The organism is Nocardia exalbida NBRC 100660, assembly GCF_000308575.1.
Taxonomy (GTDB): Bacteria; Actinomycetota; Actinomycetes; order Mycobacteriales; family Mycobacteriaceae; genus Nocardia; species Nocardia exalbida.
This window is the reverse complement of record NZ_BAFZ01000042.1, coordinates 1-13,809: the sequence shown is the minus strand read 5'-3', so window position 1 is coordinate 13,809 and position 13,809 is coordinate 1. Positions and strand designations below refer to the sequence as shown.

The 13,809-nt window shown below is 69.9% G+C and carries 15 protein-coding genes; 8 read left to right on the top strand and 7 right to left on the bottom strand.

Going from position 1 to position 13,809, the window contains the following annotated elements; translation table 11 throughout:
- Nucleotides 1-22: 22 nt before the first annotated feature.
- Complete coding sequence (locus ON29_RS09730) at nt 23-991, bottom strand: carbohydrate kinase family protein (RefSeq protein ID WP_040865874.1); 969 nt, start codon at nt 989-991, stop codon at nt 23-25.
- Between the two features lie 191 nt (nt 992-1,182).
- The gene (locus ON29_RS09725) at nt 1,183-1,533 is read right to left on the bottom strand and encodes a HesB/IscA family protein (RefSeq protein WP_040865873.1); all 351 of its coding nucleotides are present in this window, start codon (nt 1,531-1,533) and stop codon (nt 1,183-1,185) included.
- Nucleotides 1,534-1,729: 196 nt separating this feature from the next.
- On the opposite strand from ON29_RS09725, the gene ON29_RS09720 reads away from it, so the two are divergent.
- Nucleotides 1,730-2,401 (top strand): DUF3043 domain-containing protein, encoded by a 672-nt coding sequence (locus ON29_RS09720; protein ID WP_040865872.1) that lies wholly within the window; start codon nt 1,730-1,732, stop codon nt 2,399-2,401.
- A 389-nt stretch (nt 2,402-2,790) separates the two neighbouring features.
- Here the strand turns inward: ON29_RS09720 and ON29_RS35735 are convergent, their stop codons facing one another.
- A complete protein-coding gene (locus ON29_RS35735; RefSeq protein ID WP_157114239.1) occupies nt 2,791-2,952 on the bottom strand; it encodes a hypothetical protein in 162 nt (53 codons plus the stop codon).
- An 85-nt stretch (nt 2,953-3,037) separates the two neighbouring features.
- Between ON29_RS35735 and ON29_RS09715 the strand changes: the two genes are divergently transcribed.
- The 5 genes from ON29_RS09715 (at nt 3,038) to ON29_RS09695 (ending at nt 7,977) form a co-directional block, all read left to right on the top strand.
- A complete protein-coding gene (locus ON29_RS09715; RefSeq protein ID WP_040865871.1) occupies nt 3,038-4,006 on the top strand; it encodes a helix-turn-helix domain-containing protein in 969 nt (322 codons plus the stop codon).
- Nucleotides 4,007-4,214: 208 nt separating this feature from the next.
- Nucleotides 4,215-4,772 carry a bifunctional adenosylcobinamide kinase/adenosylcobinamide-phosphate guanylyltransferase gene (gene cobU, locus ON29_RS09710; RefSeq protein ID WP_040865870.1) on the top strand — a complete coding sequence of 186 codons (558 nt, stop codon included), beginning with the start codon at nt 4,215-4,217 and terminating at the stop codon, nt 4,770-4,772.
- Between the two features lie 322 nt (nt 4,773-5,094).
- Complete coding sequence (cobT, locus tag ON29_RS09705; RefSeq protein ID WP_040865869.1) at nt 5,095-6,174, top strand: nicotinate-nucleotide--dimethylbenzimidazole phosphoribosyltransferase; 1,080 nt, start codon at nt 5,095-5,097, stop codon at nt 6,172-6,174.
- Nucleotides 6,175-6,373: 199 nt separating this feature from the next.
- Nucleotides 6,374-7,129, top strand: a complete 756-nt coding sequence (locus ON29_RS09700; protein ID WP_040865868.1) for an adenosylcobinamide-GDP ribazoletransferase — start codon at nt 6,374-6,376, stop codon at nt 7,127-7,129.
- Nucleotides 7,130-7,263: 134 nt separating this feature from the next.
- Complete coding sequence (locus ON29_RS09695) at nt 7,264-7,977, top strand: MBL fold metallo-hydrolase (RefSeq protein ID WP_040865867.1); 714 nt, start codon at nt 7,264-7,266, stop codon at nt 7,975-7,977.
- Between the two features lies 1 nt (nt 7,978).
- Here the strand turns inward: ON29_RS09695 and ON29_RS09690 are convergent, their stop codons facing one another.
- The 3 genes from ON29_RS09690 to ON29_RS09680 form a co-directional block, all read right to left on the bottom strand.
- The gene (locus ON29_RS09690) at nt 7,979-9,076 is read right to left on the bottom strand and encodes a branched-chain amino acid aminotransferase (protein WP_040865920.1); all 1,098 of its coding nucleotides are present in this window, start codon (nt 9,074-9,076) and stop codon (nt 7,979-7,981) included.
- A gap of 102 nt (nt 9,077-9,178) precedes the next feature.
- Nucleotides 9,179-10,279 (bottom strand): glycine cleavage system aminomethyltransferase GcvT, encoded by a 1,101-nt coding sequence (gene gcvT / locus ON29_RS09685; protein ID WP_040865866.1) that lies wholly within the window; start codon nt 10,277-10,279, stop codon nt 9,179-9,181.
- Between the two features lie 44 nt (nt 10,280-10,323).
- Nucleotides 10,324-10,926 carry a GNAT family N-acetyltransferase gene (locus tag ON29_RS09680; protein WP_040865865.1) on the bottom strand — a complete coding sequence of 201 codons (603 nt, stop codon included), beginning with the start codon at nt 10,924-10,926 and terminating at the stop codon, nt 10,324-10,326.
- A gap of 227 nt (nt 10,927-11,153) precedes the next feature.
- Here ON29_RS09680 and ON29_RS09670 point away from each other — a divergent pair, with 227 nt between their 5' ends.
- The gene (locus ON29_RS09670) at nt 11,154-12,665 is read left to right on the top strand and encodes a leucyl aminopeptidase (protein ID WP_040865863.1); all 1,512 of its coding nucleotides are present in this window, start codon (nt 11,154-11,156) and stop codon (nt 12,663-12,665) included.
- A 112-nt stretch (nt 12,666-12,777) separates the two neighbouring features.
- On the opposite strand, the gene ON29_RS09665 is transcribed toward ON29_RS09670, so the two are convergent.
- Nucleotides 12,778-13,140: a hypothetical protein gene (locus tag ON29_RS09665; RefSeq protein WP_040865862.1), complete on the bottom strand. Its 363-nt coding sequence runs from the start codon at nt 13,138-13,140 to the stop codon at nt 12,778-12,780.
- Between the two features lie 259 nt (nt 13,141-13,399).
- Between ON29_RS09665 and ON29_RS09660 the strand changes: the two genes are divergently transcribed.
- Nucleotides 13,400-13,809, top strand: a 410-nt coding sequence (locus ON29_RS09660) for a biotin/lipoyl-containing protein (RefSeq protein WP_040865861.1), incomplete at its 3' end; no start/stop codon positions are given.

Here is a 13,809-nt window from a genome sequence, read left to right as displayed (position 1 = left end):
TGCGCGCCTTTCGTCGTGACGATCAGAGCAGGGTCTTGATGTCCGCGGCGGACTCCGGGCCGTAGGCCTGCGTGAGGCGCTCCAGCGCGGACTCCTTGCTCAGCGTCCACTCCTGGGTGCCCATGGTCTCCAGGACGAGCACGGCGATCAGCGAGCCGAGCTGCGCGGAACGCTCCAGGCTCAGCCCGGCGGTGTGCGCGGTGAGGAAGCCGGCGCGGAAGGCATCGCCGACACCGGTCGGCTCGACCTTCTCGACCTCGGGTACGACACCGACGGTCACCTCGGTGCCGTCGCGGTCGACGATCCGCACGCCTTCCGCGCCCAGGGTGGTGACGCGGACGCCGACCTTCTGGGCGACCTCTTCCTCGCTCAGACCGGTCTTCTGCAGCAGCAGCGCCCACTCGTACTTGTTCGTGAAAAGGTACGCGGCGCCATCGATGAGCTGCACGGACTGGTCGCCGTCCAGCCTGGCCAGCTGTTGGGAGGGATCGGCGGCGAACGGGATGCCGAGTTCACGGCACTCGGCGGTGTGCCGCAGCATCGCCTCGGGGTCGTTGGCGCCGACCAGGACGAGATCCAGGTCCCTGGTCTCGGCGAGTTGGGCGATGGAGATGTCGCGGGCCTCGCTCATCGCGCCGGGGTAGAACGACGCGATCTGCGCCATGTCGTCGTCGGTGGTGCAGACGAAACGCGCGGTGTGGGCGCGCTCGGAGACCAGCACCGTGGAGCAGTCGACGCCGTGCTTCTCCAGCCAGGCGCGATACTCGCCGAAGTCGGCGCCGACGGCACCGACGAGCAAGGGGGTGCGATTGAGCAGGCCCATGGCGTAGGCGATGTTGCCACCGACGCCACCGCGACGGATCTGCAGATCATCGACGAGGAAGCTCAGCGACACGTGGTCGAGCTGATCGGCCAGCAGTACGTCGGCGAACCGTCCGGGGAAGCGCATGAGGTGGTCGGTCGCAATGGACGCGGAAACGGCTATGGACACGTGGCTGGGCCCTTCAACTGTAGGCGGCAGGCGGTCAAGACCGGGACGACAAAGGTCCCGGTCTCACCGTAGCGGATCCGCCGCCCCGATCCGGGCGCAGCCGCGCACCTACATGTCCGGACGGGACAACCGATTTCGCGAGCCCACGGCACCCGACTCGTACGGCCCGAATGCCGCAGCGGCGGGCAGCCTCAGTTGAAGGAGTCGCCGCAGGCGCAGGAGCCGGTGGCGTTCGGGTTGTCGATGGTGAAGCCCTGCTTCTCGATGGTGTCGACGAAGTCGATCGAGGCGCCCTGCACGTACGGCGCGCTCATCCGGTCGACGGCCAGCGTGACGCCCGCGAAGTCGACGGTCAGGTCGCCGTCGAGCGAGCGGTCGTCGAAGAACAGCTGGTAGCGCAGGCCGGCACAACCACCCGGCTGCACCGCGATCCGCAGCGCCAGGTCGTCGCGTCCCTCCTGGTCCAGCAGTGCCTTCGCCTTCGCGGCGGCGGCGTCGGTCAGACTCACACCGTGGGTGGCGGTCTCGTTCTGCACAGTCATGAACTCTCCTCGAGGAACCTGTGGTCTACCCGAACAGCGCACGGGGTCGTGTCGGTCAACACCACTCGGCCGGCTGCTATTCCTCCATCTTGCCACCACCCGATCCGCGGTGACACCCAACCTGCGTGACACCGCGCACTCCGGGCGAATCGGACCGCATTTCTCGCCGCGCTACCCATCGAATAGCCTGGTCTGTGTGAAGTTGTTCCGTCGCGGCGAGTCCAGCAGCACCGACGCGACCGCCGAATCGACGGTGGTCACGGACGGTGGCTCGGCCGCGGGCACCACCCGCGCGGCGGCCACGGCCACCGCGGGCAAGGGCCGCCCCACCCCGAAACGCCGTGACGCACAAGGCAAGCGCCGTGGCCCGATAGCGCCCGCTCCGCTCACCGCGAAGGAGGCCCGCGCCCGCCGCAAAGCCGCGCGGGGCACCAGGGCGGAACGCAAGGCCGCCTCCGCCAGACGGCGCGAGGCCGCCGCGGATCGACGGGAACGCATGCTCGCGGGCGAGGACAAGTACCTGCCGCCCCGCGACCAGGGCCCGGTCCGGGCGTTCGTGCGCGACATCGTCGACGCCCGGCGCAACCTGGTCGGCTTGTTCATGCCGATGGCGCTGGTGCTGATCCTGTCGATGTTCGTCGCGCCCGCGCTGCAGACCATCGTCACCCTGGCCATGCTGGTGATGATGCTGTTCATGGGCGTCGAGGGCGTGCTGCTCGGCCGGGTGGTGAACAACCGGGTCAGGGAGCGTTTCCCGGAGACCACCGACGGCGGGTACCGGCTGGGCTGGTACGCATTCGTCCGCGCCTCACAGATCCGCAAGATGCGCGCCCCCAAGCCGCGCGTCAGCCCCGGCGACGCTGTGTGATTTGCCAGCGCCTTCGGCGCTGGGTGTTCGCGGCCCCTTTGTGGCTCGCGTTCGGGCGCATGCTCGGTCTCGCTTCGCTCGGAACCGGCAGTTGCGGTGCGCTGGGCACGTCGGTGTCGAAGCTCGCTCCCGGGTGCATACGGTCGATAGACGCAGGCTGACGACTCGAGTCGGCAGCCGCGTGTGTCCCTACCGCCTATGCGGCGGCCGGTTGCATCCCTGTCACCCACGCGGCGGCCGCTCCAGCGCGAGTCGGGCCGCGAACGGCGCATGCTCGGTCTCGCTTCGCTCGGCAGCTGTGGTTGAGCCCGGGCGGTTCACGGTCGCCCTTCATCCGACTTGCCCCGGCTGTGCCGCTGCGCGATGCCGGAGGGAAGCGCGGCGTTGCATCAGCGGTGGTGGGTGTTGCGGCCGAGCATGGCCGTCAGCTCGGAGTCCAGTCGTTCCGCGTCGCGGTCGACCACGTTCGAGGAACCCGCGCGAGCCGTTCCGCGGGCGACGAGTGTGGCGAAAGCCACGATGACTGCCAGGGAGACGAGGAAAGTAACCATGGCAGTAATTTTTCGCTCAGCCATTTACGGCCGAAAGTGGCGGTGCTGACATTGTTCGTAAAAATACGGCCACTAGACTGACGGCATGCTGTCGAAGGTCGCCGTGGTGCTGTCCGAACGCATGGCCATGTTCGAATTCGGGGTGATCTGCGAGGTTTTCGGCCTGGACCGCACGGCCGACGGGCTGCCGGGCTTCGATTTCCGGGTGTGCGGGGCCGAGCCGGGCGTTCCGCTGCACTCGACCAGCCCCGGGATCACGGTCACACCGGAATACGGGCTCGCGGAGCTGGCGGCGGCCGATCTGGTGGCCATCCCCGCCGCCGCGACCGACCAGGGATTCGATCCACGGGTCGTCACGGCCGTCCGCGAGGCGGCGGCAGCCGGGGCGACGGTGCTCACCGTGTGTTCCGGTGCCTTCCTGGCGGGCGCGGCCGGGCTGCTCGACGGCCGCAAGTGCACCACGCACTGGCGTCATGTGGAGCAACTCGCCGCGGCGTACCCGGCGGCGACCGTCGATCCGGACGTGCTGTTCGTCGACGAAGGCGATCTGATCACCAGCGCGGGCACCGCCGCGGGCATCGACGCCTGCCTGCACCTGGTGCGGCGGGAACTCGGCAGCGGCGTGGCGAACGCGATCGCGCGGCGCATGGTGGTCCCGCCGCAGCGCGACGGCGGGCAGCGACAGTTCATCGAACGCCCCGTCGCCGCCTGCACCTCCGACAGCCTCATCCCCACTCTGGAATGGATGAACGAGCACCTCGACCTGCCACACACGGTGGAGGACCTCGCCACGCGGGCCAACATGTCCACCCGCACCTTCGCGCGCCGATTCGTCGCCGAGACCGGAACCACGCCCGTGAAATGGCTCACCAACCAGCGCGTGCTACTGGCCAAGCATTTGCTGGAGGACACCGACCTCGGGCTGGAGCACATCGCCGCCCGCTCCGGCTTCGGCTCCGGCGCTCTCCTGCGCCACCACTTCCAACGCCTCGTCGGCATCGCCCCCACCGAATACCGTCGCCGCTTCGGCCGCAGCCCGGAAGCCTCGATCTGAACACGGAAACGAGACAGCTCTGACGCCCGGCCTCGCCCACGGCCACCCCAACGCCGATCGGCGAGCCCGCATCGGATGCCGACCGGCCTACCGCGCCACACAGAGGTCTCCCGGCCCGCGCGTCGCAGTTCGGTGCGGACGAGTCTTGTTGGGCGGCCCCTGAGCGCGGATCCGCAGACACGCGTGGCGGGGTTGATACCGTGCACCCGTGTCACAAACTTCCTCGTCGGCAGCGCCACGCAGCACCCTTGTTCTCGGTGGCGCGCGGTCGGGGAAGTCGGCGTTCGCCGAGGACATCGCGGTCCGGGCGGGCGGGCCGGTGCGTTATCTCGCCACCGCGGTGCCCGACCCCGCCGACCATGACTTCGCCGAACGCATCGCCACGCACCGCGGCCGACGCCCGGCAGGCTGGTCGACCGTCGAAAGCGCCGATCCGGCAACAATTCTCGCCGACCCCGCGCAGCCGCCCGCCCTCACCCTGATCGACGACATCGGCACCTGGCTGACCGCCCGCATCGACGCACGCGACGCGTGGGACGCCCCGCGCGGCACCGTCTGCCCCGACACCGACGCCCTGGTGGCAGCCGTCGCCGCCTACACCGGCGATCTGGTGATCGTCAGCCCGGAGGTCGGCATGGGCGTCATCCCGGCCACGCGCTCCGGCCGCCTCTTCCGCGACGAGATCGGCATCCTCAACCAGCGCCTCGCCCAGGTCTGTGACGAAGCCTTCCTCGTCGTCGCGGGACTCCCGCTGCGCCTCAAGTAGCGCCGCACTGCCGCCACCGCGCGGGTGCGCGAGGCCCGCTCGACGAAATGCGGCCCACTGTGCAGGTGGGTCGTAGACACCTGCTGCCGCCTGCGCGACGGGGTGGCACAGCTGACGGTTTGCTCGCAGGCGCCGCGTAAGCAGCCGCTCATCCTGAGGACGGTGTCTGCCGTGAAGCGGGATGCGCTCGGAGACCCGAAGAGAAAGGCGAGCACGAACGGGCCACTGCCGCGAGACAGGTCACGGGCGGACGACGCGAAGGGGGCAATGGCAAGATTGGGCGGCGTAGTCGGCGTAACCGCCATGACCGAAAGGCTCGATAGTGACGCACGGATTCGGACCGGTAGCGCCTCCGGACACACAGTTTCGTGCGGCCGCCGAGCAGCGGCAGGCGCAGCTGACCAAACCCGCCGGGGCGCTGGGCCGATTGGAGGAACTCGGCAACTGGGTGGCGGCTTGCCAGGCCGCCTGCCCGCCGAAGCAGTTCGAGCGCGCCAGAGTCGTGGTCTTCGCCGGGGATCACGGCATCGCACGGCACGGGGTATCGGCGTACCCGAGCGAGGTCACCGCGCAGATGGTCGCGAACTTCCTCGGTGGCGGCGCCGCGGTGAACGCGCTCGCGGCCGTTGCGGGCGCGACGGTCCGGGTGGCGGACATCTCCGTGGACGCCGACACCGACCCGCAGGTGTCCAAGCACAAGGTGCGTCGTTCCAGCGGGGCGATCGATCGCGAGGACGCACTCACCGCGGAAGAGGTCCGCGCGGCGCTCGAGGCGGGCCGCGCCATCGCCGACGAGGAGATCGATGCGGGCGCGGATCTGCTGATCGCGGGCGATATGGGCATCGGCAATACCACCCCGGCCACCGTGCTCGTCGCGAGTCTCACCAACACCGAACCGGTCGCCGCCGTCGGCCGCGGCACCGGCGTGGACGACGCCGGATGGATCCGCAAGGTCGCCGCGATCCGCGACGCGATGCGCCGTGCCCGTCCTGTGGTGAAGGATCCGGTCGAACTCCTTCGCGTCGCGGGGGGCGCCGACTTCGCCGCGATGGCCGCTTTCCTCGCCCAATCCGCCACCCGGCGCACGCCCGTCGTCCTCGACGGCGTCGTCGTCACGGCGGCGGCGATGGTCGCCGAGGATCTCGCCGCGGGCGCGAGCGCCTGGTGGCTGGCCGGTCACCGCTCCACCGAACCGGCCCACGATCTCGCGCTGCGTCACCTGCGCCTGGACCCCCTGCTCGATCTGACCATGCGCCTCGGCGAAGGCTCAGGAGCCCTGACCGCCCTCCCCATCCTCCGCTCGGCGGTGGCCACCCTCGCGGAGATGTCCACTTTCGGCGAAGCGGGCGTCAGCACCGCCGACCCGCAACCGGCGAGCCCCGCACCGAACCTGCGCAAGTGACGCCGTCCCGCACGACAGGCCGACGGCGGATCGCCCGCGCTCCCGAGCAGGCGCGGGCGGATCTCCGTCACCACGGCCATTCACCTGCGGGCTGTATTCCTCAGCCGTCGACGGTGCGCAGGCGGAACTCGACGCGGCAGCCGGTCATCTCCCACATCGTCAAGCCGCGCGAAGCGCCGGTCGCCGCTCGAGGTCCGGCATGAACGGTGTCCGGTTGGCGATTTCCTGGCTCACCGTGCTGCCGGTCAGCGGGCCGGATGCCGTGGATCGACCGGCGGCGGCGCGCGCGATCTTGTGGGCGCCACTGGTCGGGGCTCTGCTCGGCGCCGGGGCGGCAGCCCTGCTCGGGGCACTGTCCCGGGCCGGAGCAAGCACCGCGCTTGCCGGGCTACTGGTGGTGGGCGCGCTGGCGTTGATCACCAGAGGCATGCACCTCGACGGCCTGGCCGACACCTTGGACGGGCTCGGCAGCTACGGGCCGCCGGAGCGGGCCAGGGAGATCATGAAGAGCGGCGGGGCCGGTCCGTTCGGTGTGGCGGGACTCGTCTTCACCATCGGGGTCCAAGCGTTCTCGTTCGCGGCCCTCGCCGATTCGGGCAGATGGCTCGCGGTCGCCCTCGCCGTGGCGACCGGCCGTGTCGCGGTAATCCTCGCCTGCCGAGGTATCCCGGCCGCGCCCGGCACCGGTTTCGGCATTCTGGTGGCCGACACGCAGTCGGCCCTCGCCGGGGCCGCCTGGTCCGCGATCGCGATCGGCCTCGCTGTACTCGCCGTCCCGGGCTGTGCGTGGCTCGGCCCCCTCGCGGTGGTGCTCGGTCTGGCCGCCTCGGCGATTCTGGTCCGGCACTGCGCCCGTCGCTTCGGTGGACTCTCCGGTGACGTCCTCGGCGCCGCGGTCGAGACCACCGTCGCGCTCACGGCGGCCGTGCTGTCGCTCGCCGTCCACCCCGGCTGACCCACCCCCGGCGGCAGGCCCCCCATGCCGATTTGAACATTTGTCCAGTTCGAACGCGGGCGAGAGTCTGGGTCACTGGAATTTTTCCGGCCGTGCCGCGCGGATCGTCTGGGTCGGGCAATAAGGTGGGCGGTATGTCTTCTGAGCGCCTGTATTTTCGCCAGCTGTTGTCGGGACGCGACTACGCCGTGGGCGATCCGATCGCGACGCAGATGCGCAACTTCGCGTATTTGATCGGCGATCGGGAAACGGGCGAGTGCGTGGTGATCGATCCGGCCTACGCGGCGGGTGATCTGGTAGACATCGCCGAGGGAGACGGCCTGCGCCTGAGTGGCGTGCTCGCCACCCACCATCACCCCGATCACGTGGGCGGCACGATGCTCGGCTTCACCCTGCGCGGAGTACGTGAGCTCCTCGAAAAGACAAGCGTCCCAGTGCATGTCAACGCCAAAGAGCTGCCGTGGGTGGCCAACGTCACCGGGATCGCCGAGAGCGAGCTGACCGGCCACGAGCACGGCGACAAGGTCGGCGTCGGGGCCTTCGAGATCGAGTTACTACACACACCCGGCCACACACCGGGCAGCCAATGCTTCTTGTTCGACAACCGCCTGATCGCCGGCGACACGTTGTTCGTCGACGGCTGCGGCCGAACTGATTTCCCGGGCGGCGATTCGGACGAAATGTTCCGCAGCCTGCGCTACCTGGCCGGACTCGCCGGCGACCCGGTCGTCTACCCGGGGCACTGGTATTCGCAGGAACCCAACGCCGCACTGTCCACTGTCCGGGACAAAAATTACGTCATGCGTCCGCAGACGCTGGAGCAGTGGCACATGCTGATGCCGGGCTGAGTCACATCGGCCGCATCCACCCGTGCTTGTCGGCGAAGGTGCCGCGCTGGATGCCGGTGAGGGTGTCGCGCAGGGCCATGGTGACCACGCCGGGCTCTCCGCCGCCGATGGTGAATTCGCCGTCACCGGAACGGACCCAGCCGACCGGGGTGATCACCGCGGCGGTGCCGCACGCGAAAACCTCGGTGATCTCACCGGATTCGGCGCCCTTGCGCCATTCCTCGACCGAGATCTTGCGCTCCTCGACCGGGAAGCCGGAATCGGCGGCGAGGGTGAGCAGCGAGTCACGGGTGATGCCCGGCAACAAGGAGCCGGACAGTTCCGGCGTGACCAGCCGCGCCTCGGAGCCGGAACCGAAGACGAAGAACAGGTTGTTGGTGCCCATCTCCTCGACATAGCGGCGCTCACACGCGTCCAGCCACACCACCTGGTCGCATCCCTTGGCCGACGCCTCGGCCTGCGCGAGCAGCGACGCCGCGTAGTTGCCCGCGACCTTCGCCTCGCCGGTGCCGCCCGGCGCGGCGCGCACGTATTCGGTGGACAGCCAGACCCGCACCGGCTTCACGCCACGGGGGAAGTACGCCCCCGCCGGGGAGCCGAGCAGCAGGTACTTGTACGCCGCGGCGGGCTTCACACCGAGCCCCGCCTCGGTGGCGAACATGAACGGCCGCAGGTACAGCGATTCCTCGCCGCCCGCCGCGGGCACCCAGTCCCGGTCCACCTCCAGCAGTTGCCGGACCGACTCGATGAACAGCTCGTCCGGCAGTTCGGCCATCGCCATCCGGCGAGCCGACCGGCGGAAACGCGCGGCGTTGGCATCGATGCGGAAACAGGAGACGCCGCCGTCACTCTGCCGGTAGGCCTTGAGTCCCTCGAAGATGGCCTGGCCGTAGTGGAACACCATGGTCGCGGGATCCAGCGCCAACGGTCCGTACGGCTCCACCCGCGCGTTCGTCCACGTGCCGCCCGCGTAATCGATCGAGACCATGTGATCGGTGAAGTGACGCCCGAACCCCGGCTGCGCCAGTACCTCTTGTCGCCGCTGCGCTGCGAGTGGCGCGGGATGCGGAACACGGGTGAACTGTGCGGCAGCGGTCATGCCGACGATCCTATCCGGCCCGATCCGCGCCATTTCGCCACGGTCCGCGCCCTCCCGCGCCGCACCGATCTCAGCCGAGGCCTGCGTCCGCGCGCAGGGCGGTCACTTGGTGTTGGTCCGGACGAACGGCGGGCGGACGGTCTCGCAGCGCAGGCGGCGGCCGCGCACGTCGACCTCGACCTCGGTGCCGGGTTCGACGCCGGCCGAGGTGTCCAGCAGGGCCAGCGCGATGCCGACCTTGAGGGTGGGTGAGAAGGTGCCGGACGTGGTTTCGCCGACCGGTTCGCCGTCGCGCAGCACGGTTTGCCCTTGCCGGAGCACACCACGGTCGAGCGCCCGCAGGCCGAGCAGGATTCGGCGCGGACCGTCCGACTTCTCCTGTTCCAGAGCGGCCTTCCCCCAGAACTCCGGTTTCGTCCAGCCGACCGCCCAGCCACAGCGCGCTTGCACCGGCGAGATGTCCGGCGAGAGTTCGTGTCCGTGCAAGGGGTAGCCCATCTCGGTGCGCAGGGTGTCGCGGGCGCCGAGCCCGGCCACCTGGCCCTCGGCCGCGCGCACCCGCTCGGCCAAGGCGCGGAACAGCGGCTCGGCGTCGTCCCAGCGCGGCAGCAACTCGTAGCCGTGCTCGCCGGTGTAGCCGGTGCGGCAGACGCGGACGGGGCGGCCGTCCCAGTCGGCGTCGGCGTAGGCCATGTACTCGAGGTCGGTGGGCAGACCGAGCGCGCTCAGCACCTCGGTGGAGCGCGGCCCTTGCACGGCGAACACGGCGAAGTCGCGGTGCTCGTCGGTGACCGTGACGCCCTCCGGCGCCGCCTTGCGCAGTTCGGCGACCACCGCCGCGGTGTTGGCGGCGTTCGGCACCAGGAAGATCTCGTCGTCGGCGACGTAGTAGGCGATCAGGTCGTCGATCACTCCCCCGTCCGGGGCGCAGCACAGCGTGTACTGCGCCTTGCCCGCCCGGATCCGGCCGAGATCGTTGGTCAGCGCCGAGTTCACGAACGCCGCGGCGCCCGGACCGCGCACCGTCGCCTTGCCGAGATGACTGACGTCGAACAGCCCCACCGTCGTGCGAACCGCCTGGTGCTCGGTCACCGTGCCCGCGTACGACACCGGCATCTCCCAGCCCCCGAACGGCGCGAAGGTGGCGCCCAGCTCGACGTGCACGGCGTGGATGGGTCCTTGCAGGAGGCTCGTCTCGGTCACCCGCCGAGCTTATCCGGGACCGATGCCCAGATCCTCGCCCCCGCTCACGCCCCGAGACCGAACCACATCGGGATCAGGGTCGGACCGTTCTCCGGCAGCGTGTGCGTCGTTCCCGTCGGGGCGAACCCGCACCGGCCGTAGAGCCGAGCGGAGCGTTCGGTGCTCGCTTCGAGAAACACCGGCACGACCGATTCCGTCAGCCGGTCGGCGAGAATCGCCGCACCGGCTCCTTTGCCGCGATGCTCGGGCCTGGTCACGATCACTTGCAGGTACCGGTGCGGGAACTCGCGGGGATGTTCGCGGGCGAGCAGGTCGGTGACGATCGCGGCGCGTCGCAGCGCCCGCACACCGGGCGCCTGTTCGACCATGGCCCGCGCCTCGGCGGCTTCCGCGGCGAATCGCTCGATCGAGGTGACCTGCTGCCAGATCGAGATCGACCAGATCTCCCCGCCCGCGCCCGCGACCCAGATCTCGTCGTCCCGCAAGGCGCGATCGATCAACCCCGGCACGAACGCGGTGCGGAACCCGGTGTCGGTTTGATCTTCGAGGATCCACGCCGTCACCACCTCGTCCGCACTGGCCGCGACGAACGCCTCGATCAGCGGGTCACGGTCCCGCCCGGTCGCCCGGCGAGCAGTGATCTCCATTGCGCTCCCTTCGATGTGAACACCGTATTCGTACGCGAATCTATGCGGCCGCGCCCCGAGTTCGCCGAGTTGCTCGACCCGCGGACCCGTCACGTCTGCCAACACTTCCTCGCCGACCCGGACTCCGGCTTCGAGATGGACTTCGACGAGCGGCCGCACGGCGCGGGGAACTCCAGCTCGACGGCGTCGCGATGCGGTATCTGGAACGGACCGAATAGCCTGTGCCCATGACCGCTGTTGCAGATCGCTCGCTCGGACCGGAACTGGCACGCACCGAGACCATCGGCGCGGACACCGATGTGCTCGTCCTCGGGTTGACCTCCTCGGAGGACGGCCCCGCCATCGTGCCCGAGGACCTGTTCGGCGACGTGCTCACCGCCGACGTGCGCGCGGAACTGCTCGATCAGCTGGGCGCGGTCGGCGCGAAGGGCAAGGCCGAGGAACTGACCCGGATACCGGCACCGCCCGGACTGGACGGGGTGACCAGCGTGCTCGCCGTCGGCCTCGGCTCCGCCGACAAACTCGACGCCGAGCAGATCCGCCGCTCGGCCGGTGTGGCCGCCCGCTCGCTGTCCGGCACCGAACTGGTGGCGACCACGCTGTCGGGACTGGACATCGGTGCCGCCGCGGAAGGCTTCTACCTGGGCGCCTACTCGTTCACGCCGTTCCGTTCGGACAAGTCCGCGCCCAAGCCGGACGAGCACCCCGTGGCCCGCGTCGAGTTGCTGGTGCCCGAGGCCGGATTCGGCGAAGAGGCCCTGTTCCGTGCGCAACTCACCGCCGAGGCCGTCGCCACCGCACGGGATTTCGTGAACACCCCGCCCAGCCACCTGTTCCCGGCCGAGTTCGCCGCGCGGGCGGAGGAACTCGCCGAGGCCGCGGGCCTCACCGTGGAGGTGCTCGACGAGAAGGCGCTGGAAGCGGGTGGTTACGGCGGCGTCCTCGGGGTGGGCAAGGGTTCCTCGCGCCCGCCGCGCCTGATCCGGATCACCTACGCGGGCGGCCCGAAGAAGGTGGCGCTGGTCGGTAAGGGCATCACGTTCGACACCGGCGGCATCTCCATCAAGCCCGCGCAGAACATGGAGAACATGACCTCCGACATGGCGGGCGCCGCCGCCGTGATCGCCGCGACGCTGCTGGCCGCGCGGTTGAGCCTGCCGATCACGGTCACCGCCACGGTGCCGATGGCGGAGAACATGCCCTCGGCCACCGCGCAGCGCCCCGGCGACGTGCTCACCCAGTACGGCGGCACCACCGTCGAAGTGCTCAACACCGATGCCGAGGGCCGGTTGATCCTGGCCGACGCGATCGTGCGCGCGAGCGAGGACGAGCCGGAGTACCTGATCGACGTGGCCACCCTGACCGGCGCGCAGATGGTCGCGCTCGGCACCCGCACGCCCGGCGTGATGGGCACCGACGAGTTCCGCGACCGGGTGGCCCGCATCTCCCGCGAGGTCGGGGAGAACGGCTGGGCGATGCCGCTTCCCGCCGAATTGCGCGGTGACCTGAACTCCAAGATCGCCGACCTGGCCAACGTCGCGCCGCACCGCTGGGGCGGCATGCTCTCGGCGGGACTGTTCCTCAAGGAGTTCGTCCCGGAGAACGTGCAGTGGGCCCACCTCGACGTGGCCGGTCCGGCCTACAACACCGGTGGCCCGTTCGGCTACATAGGTAAGGGCGGCACCGGCGTCCCGGTCCGGACGCTGATCGCCGTGTTGCAGGACATCGCCGCGGAGTGAGTGCCGAGCGCGTCGGCCGGGCTGAACTCCCGGCCGACGCACTCCATGCGGCCTGGCCGGAGAGCCCGCGCACACGCCATGGAAAACCGGACGGATCAGACAATCCGACGGCTCACAGGTCGTACAGATCCCGCTCCAGCTCGCGTTGCCGCTCCACCCGCTTGCGGGCGTCGTAGTCGCGCATCCGCTGCGGATATCCGGTCTTGCGGACGTCGTAGACGGGGATGTGCAAATCCTTGGCAAGCCGCTGCGCCCCGCGCTCGCCGACGATCCGCCGCGTCCATTCACCATCCGCGGCAATAAGGACAACTGTGACATCTGTCACCGTGGTCTTCGGTTCGATGTAGCCTTCGACGCCCACGTGCGTGCGCACCCAGTCGGCCAGGTAGCGAGCATCCCGCCCGTCCACCGAACGCCCACGTAGAGTGCCGCCACCCCGGGTCGCGCCGCCGCGGAAACGATCCAGCAAACCCAACGACGCCGACCTCCTTTCCTGCACCGGAGAATGTTCACCGCCGGTCTTCCCATACTGCCAGCTCCGCGCAGTACGCCGCCCTGTGCTACATGGCTTGCGCGCGAGTGCAAGGATGGACCGCGGTACAAGAACCACACGGATCTCCGGCGCCACCACAATGATCGGTGGCTTACGGACTCCCGGCGCGACCCGCGGCGGGCGTCCGCAGCGAGATCAACTGTTGTAGAACCCCGTCGAGCAGTCAGAGGAGTCAACGGACATGGCCTTCTCCGTCCAGATGCCCGCTCTTGGTGAGAGCGTCACCGAGGGAACGGTGACCAGGTGGCTGAAGCAGGAAGGAGACACGGTCGAGGTCGACGAGCCGCTGCTCGAAGTCTCCACCGACAAGGTCGACACCGAAATCCCGTCCCCCGCGGCGGGTGTGCTGTCGAAGATCGTCGCGAACGAAGACGACGTGGTCGAGGTCGGCGGCGAACTCGGCGTCATCAGCGAGGCCGGTGAGGCGGAATCGTCTGCTCCCGCGCCCGCTCCGGAAGCCGCCGCGCCCGCGCAGGAGACTCCCGTCCCCGCCGAGGAGGCGCCCGCGGCCGAGCCCGAGGCCGCTCCGGCCGAGCAGTCCGCGCCCGCCGCCCAGGCCGCGCCCGCGTCGTCCGGTGACGGCACGCCGGT

Coding starts and splice junctions, on each gene's coding strand:
- ON29_RS09690 (WP_040865920.1), bottom strand. CDS start 9,076: ATGACCGCTGCCGCACAGTTCACCCGTGTTCCGCATCCCGCGCCACTC.
- ON29_RS09670 (WP_040865863.1), top strand. CDS start 11,154: ATGACCGCTGTTGCAGATCGCTCGCTCGGACCGGAACTGGCACGCACC.
- ON29_RS09715 (WP_040865871.1), top strand. CDS start 3,038: ATGCTGTCGAAGGTCGCCGTGGTGCTGTCCGAACGCATGGCCATGTTC.
- ON29_RS09700 (WP_040865868.1), top strand. CDS start 6,374: ATGAACGGTGTCCGGTTGGCGATTTCCTGGCTCACCGTGCTGCCGGTC.
- ON29_RS35735 (WP_157114239.1), bottom strand. CDS start 2,952: ATGGTTACTTTCCTCGTCTCCCTGGCAGTCATCGTGGCTTTCGCCACA.
- ON29_RS09695 (WP_040865867.1), top strand. CDS start 7,264: ATGTCTTCTGAGCGCCTGTATTTTCGCCAGCTGTTGTCGGGACGCGAC.
- ON29_RS09680 (WP_040865865.1), bottom strand. CDS start 10,926: ATGGAGATCACTGCTCGCCGGGCGACCGGGCGGGACCGTGACCCGCTG.
- ON29_RS09725 (WP_040865873.1), bottom strand. CDS start 1,533: ATGACTGTGCAGAACGAGACCGCCACCCACGGTGTGAGTCTGACCGAC.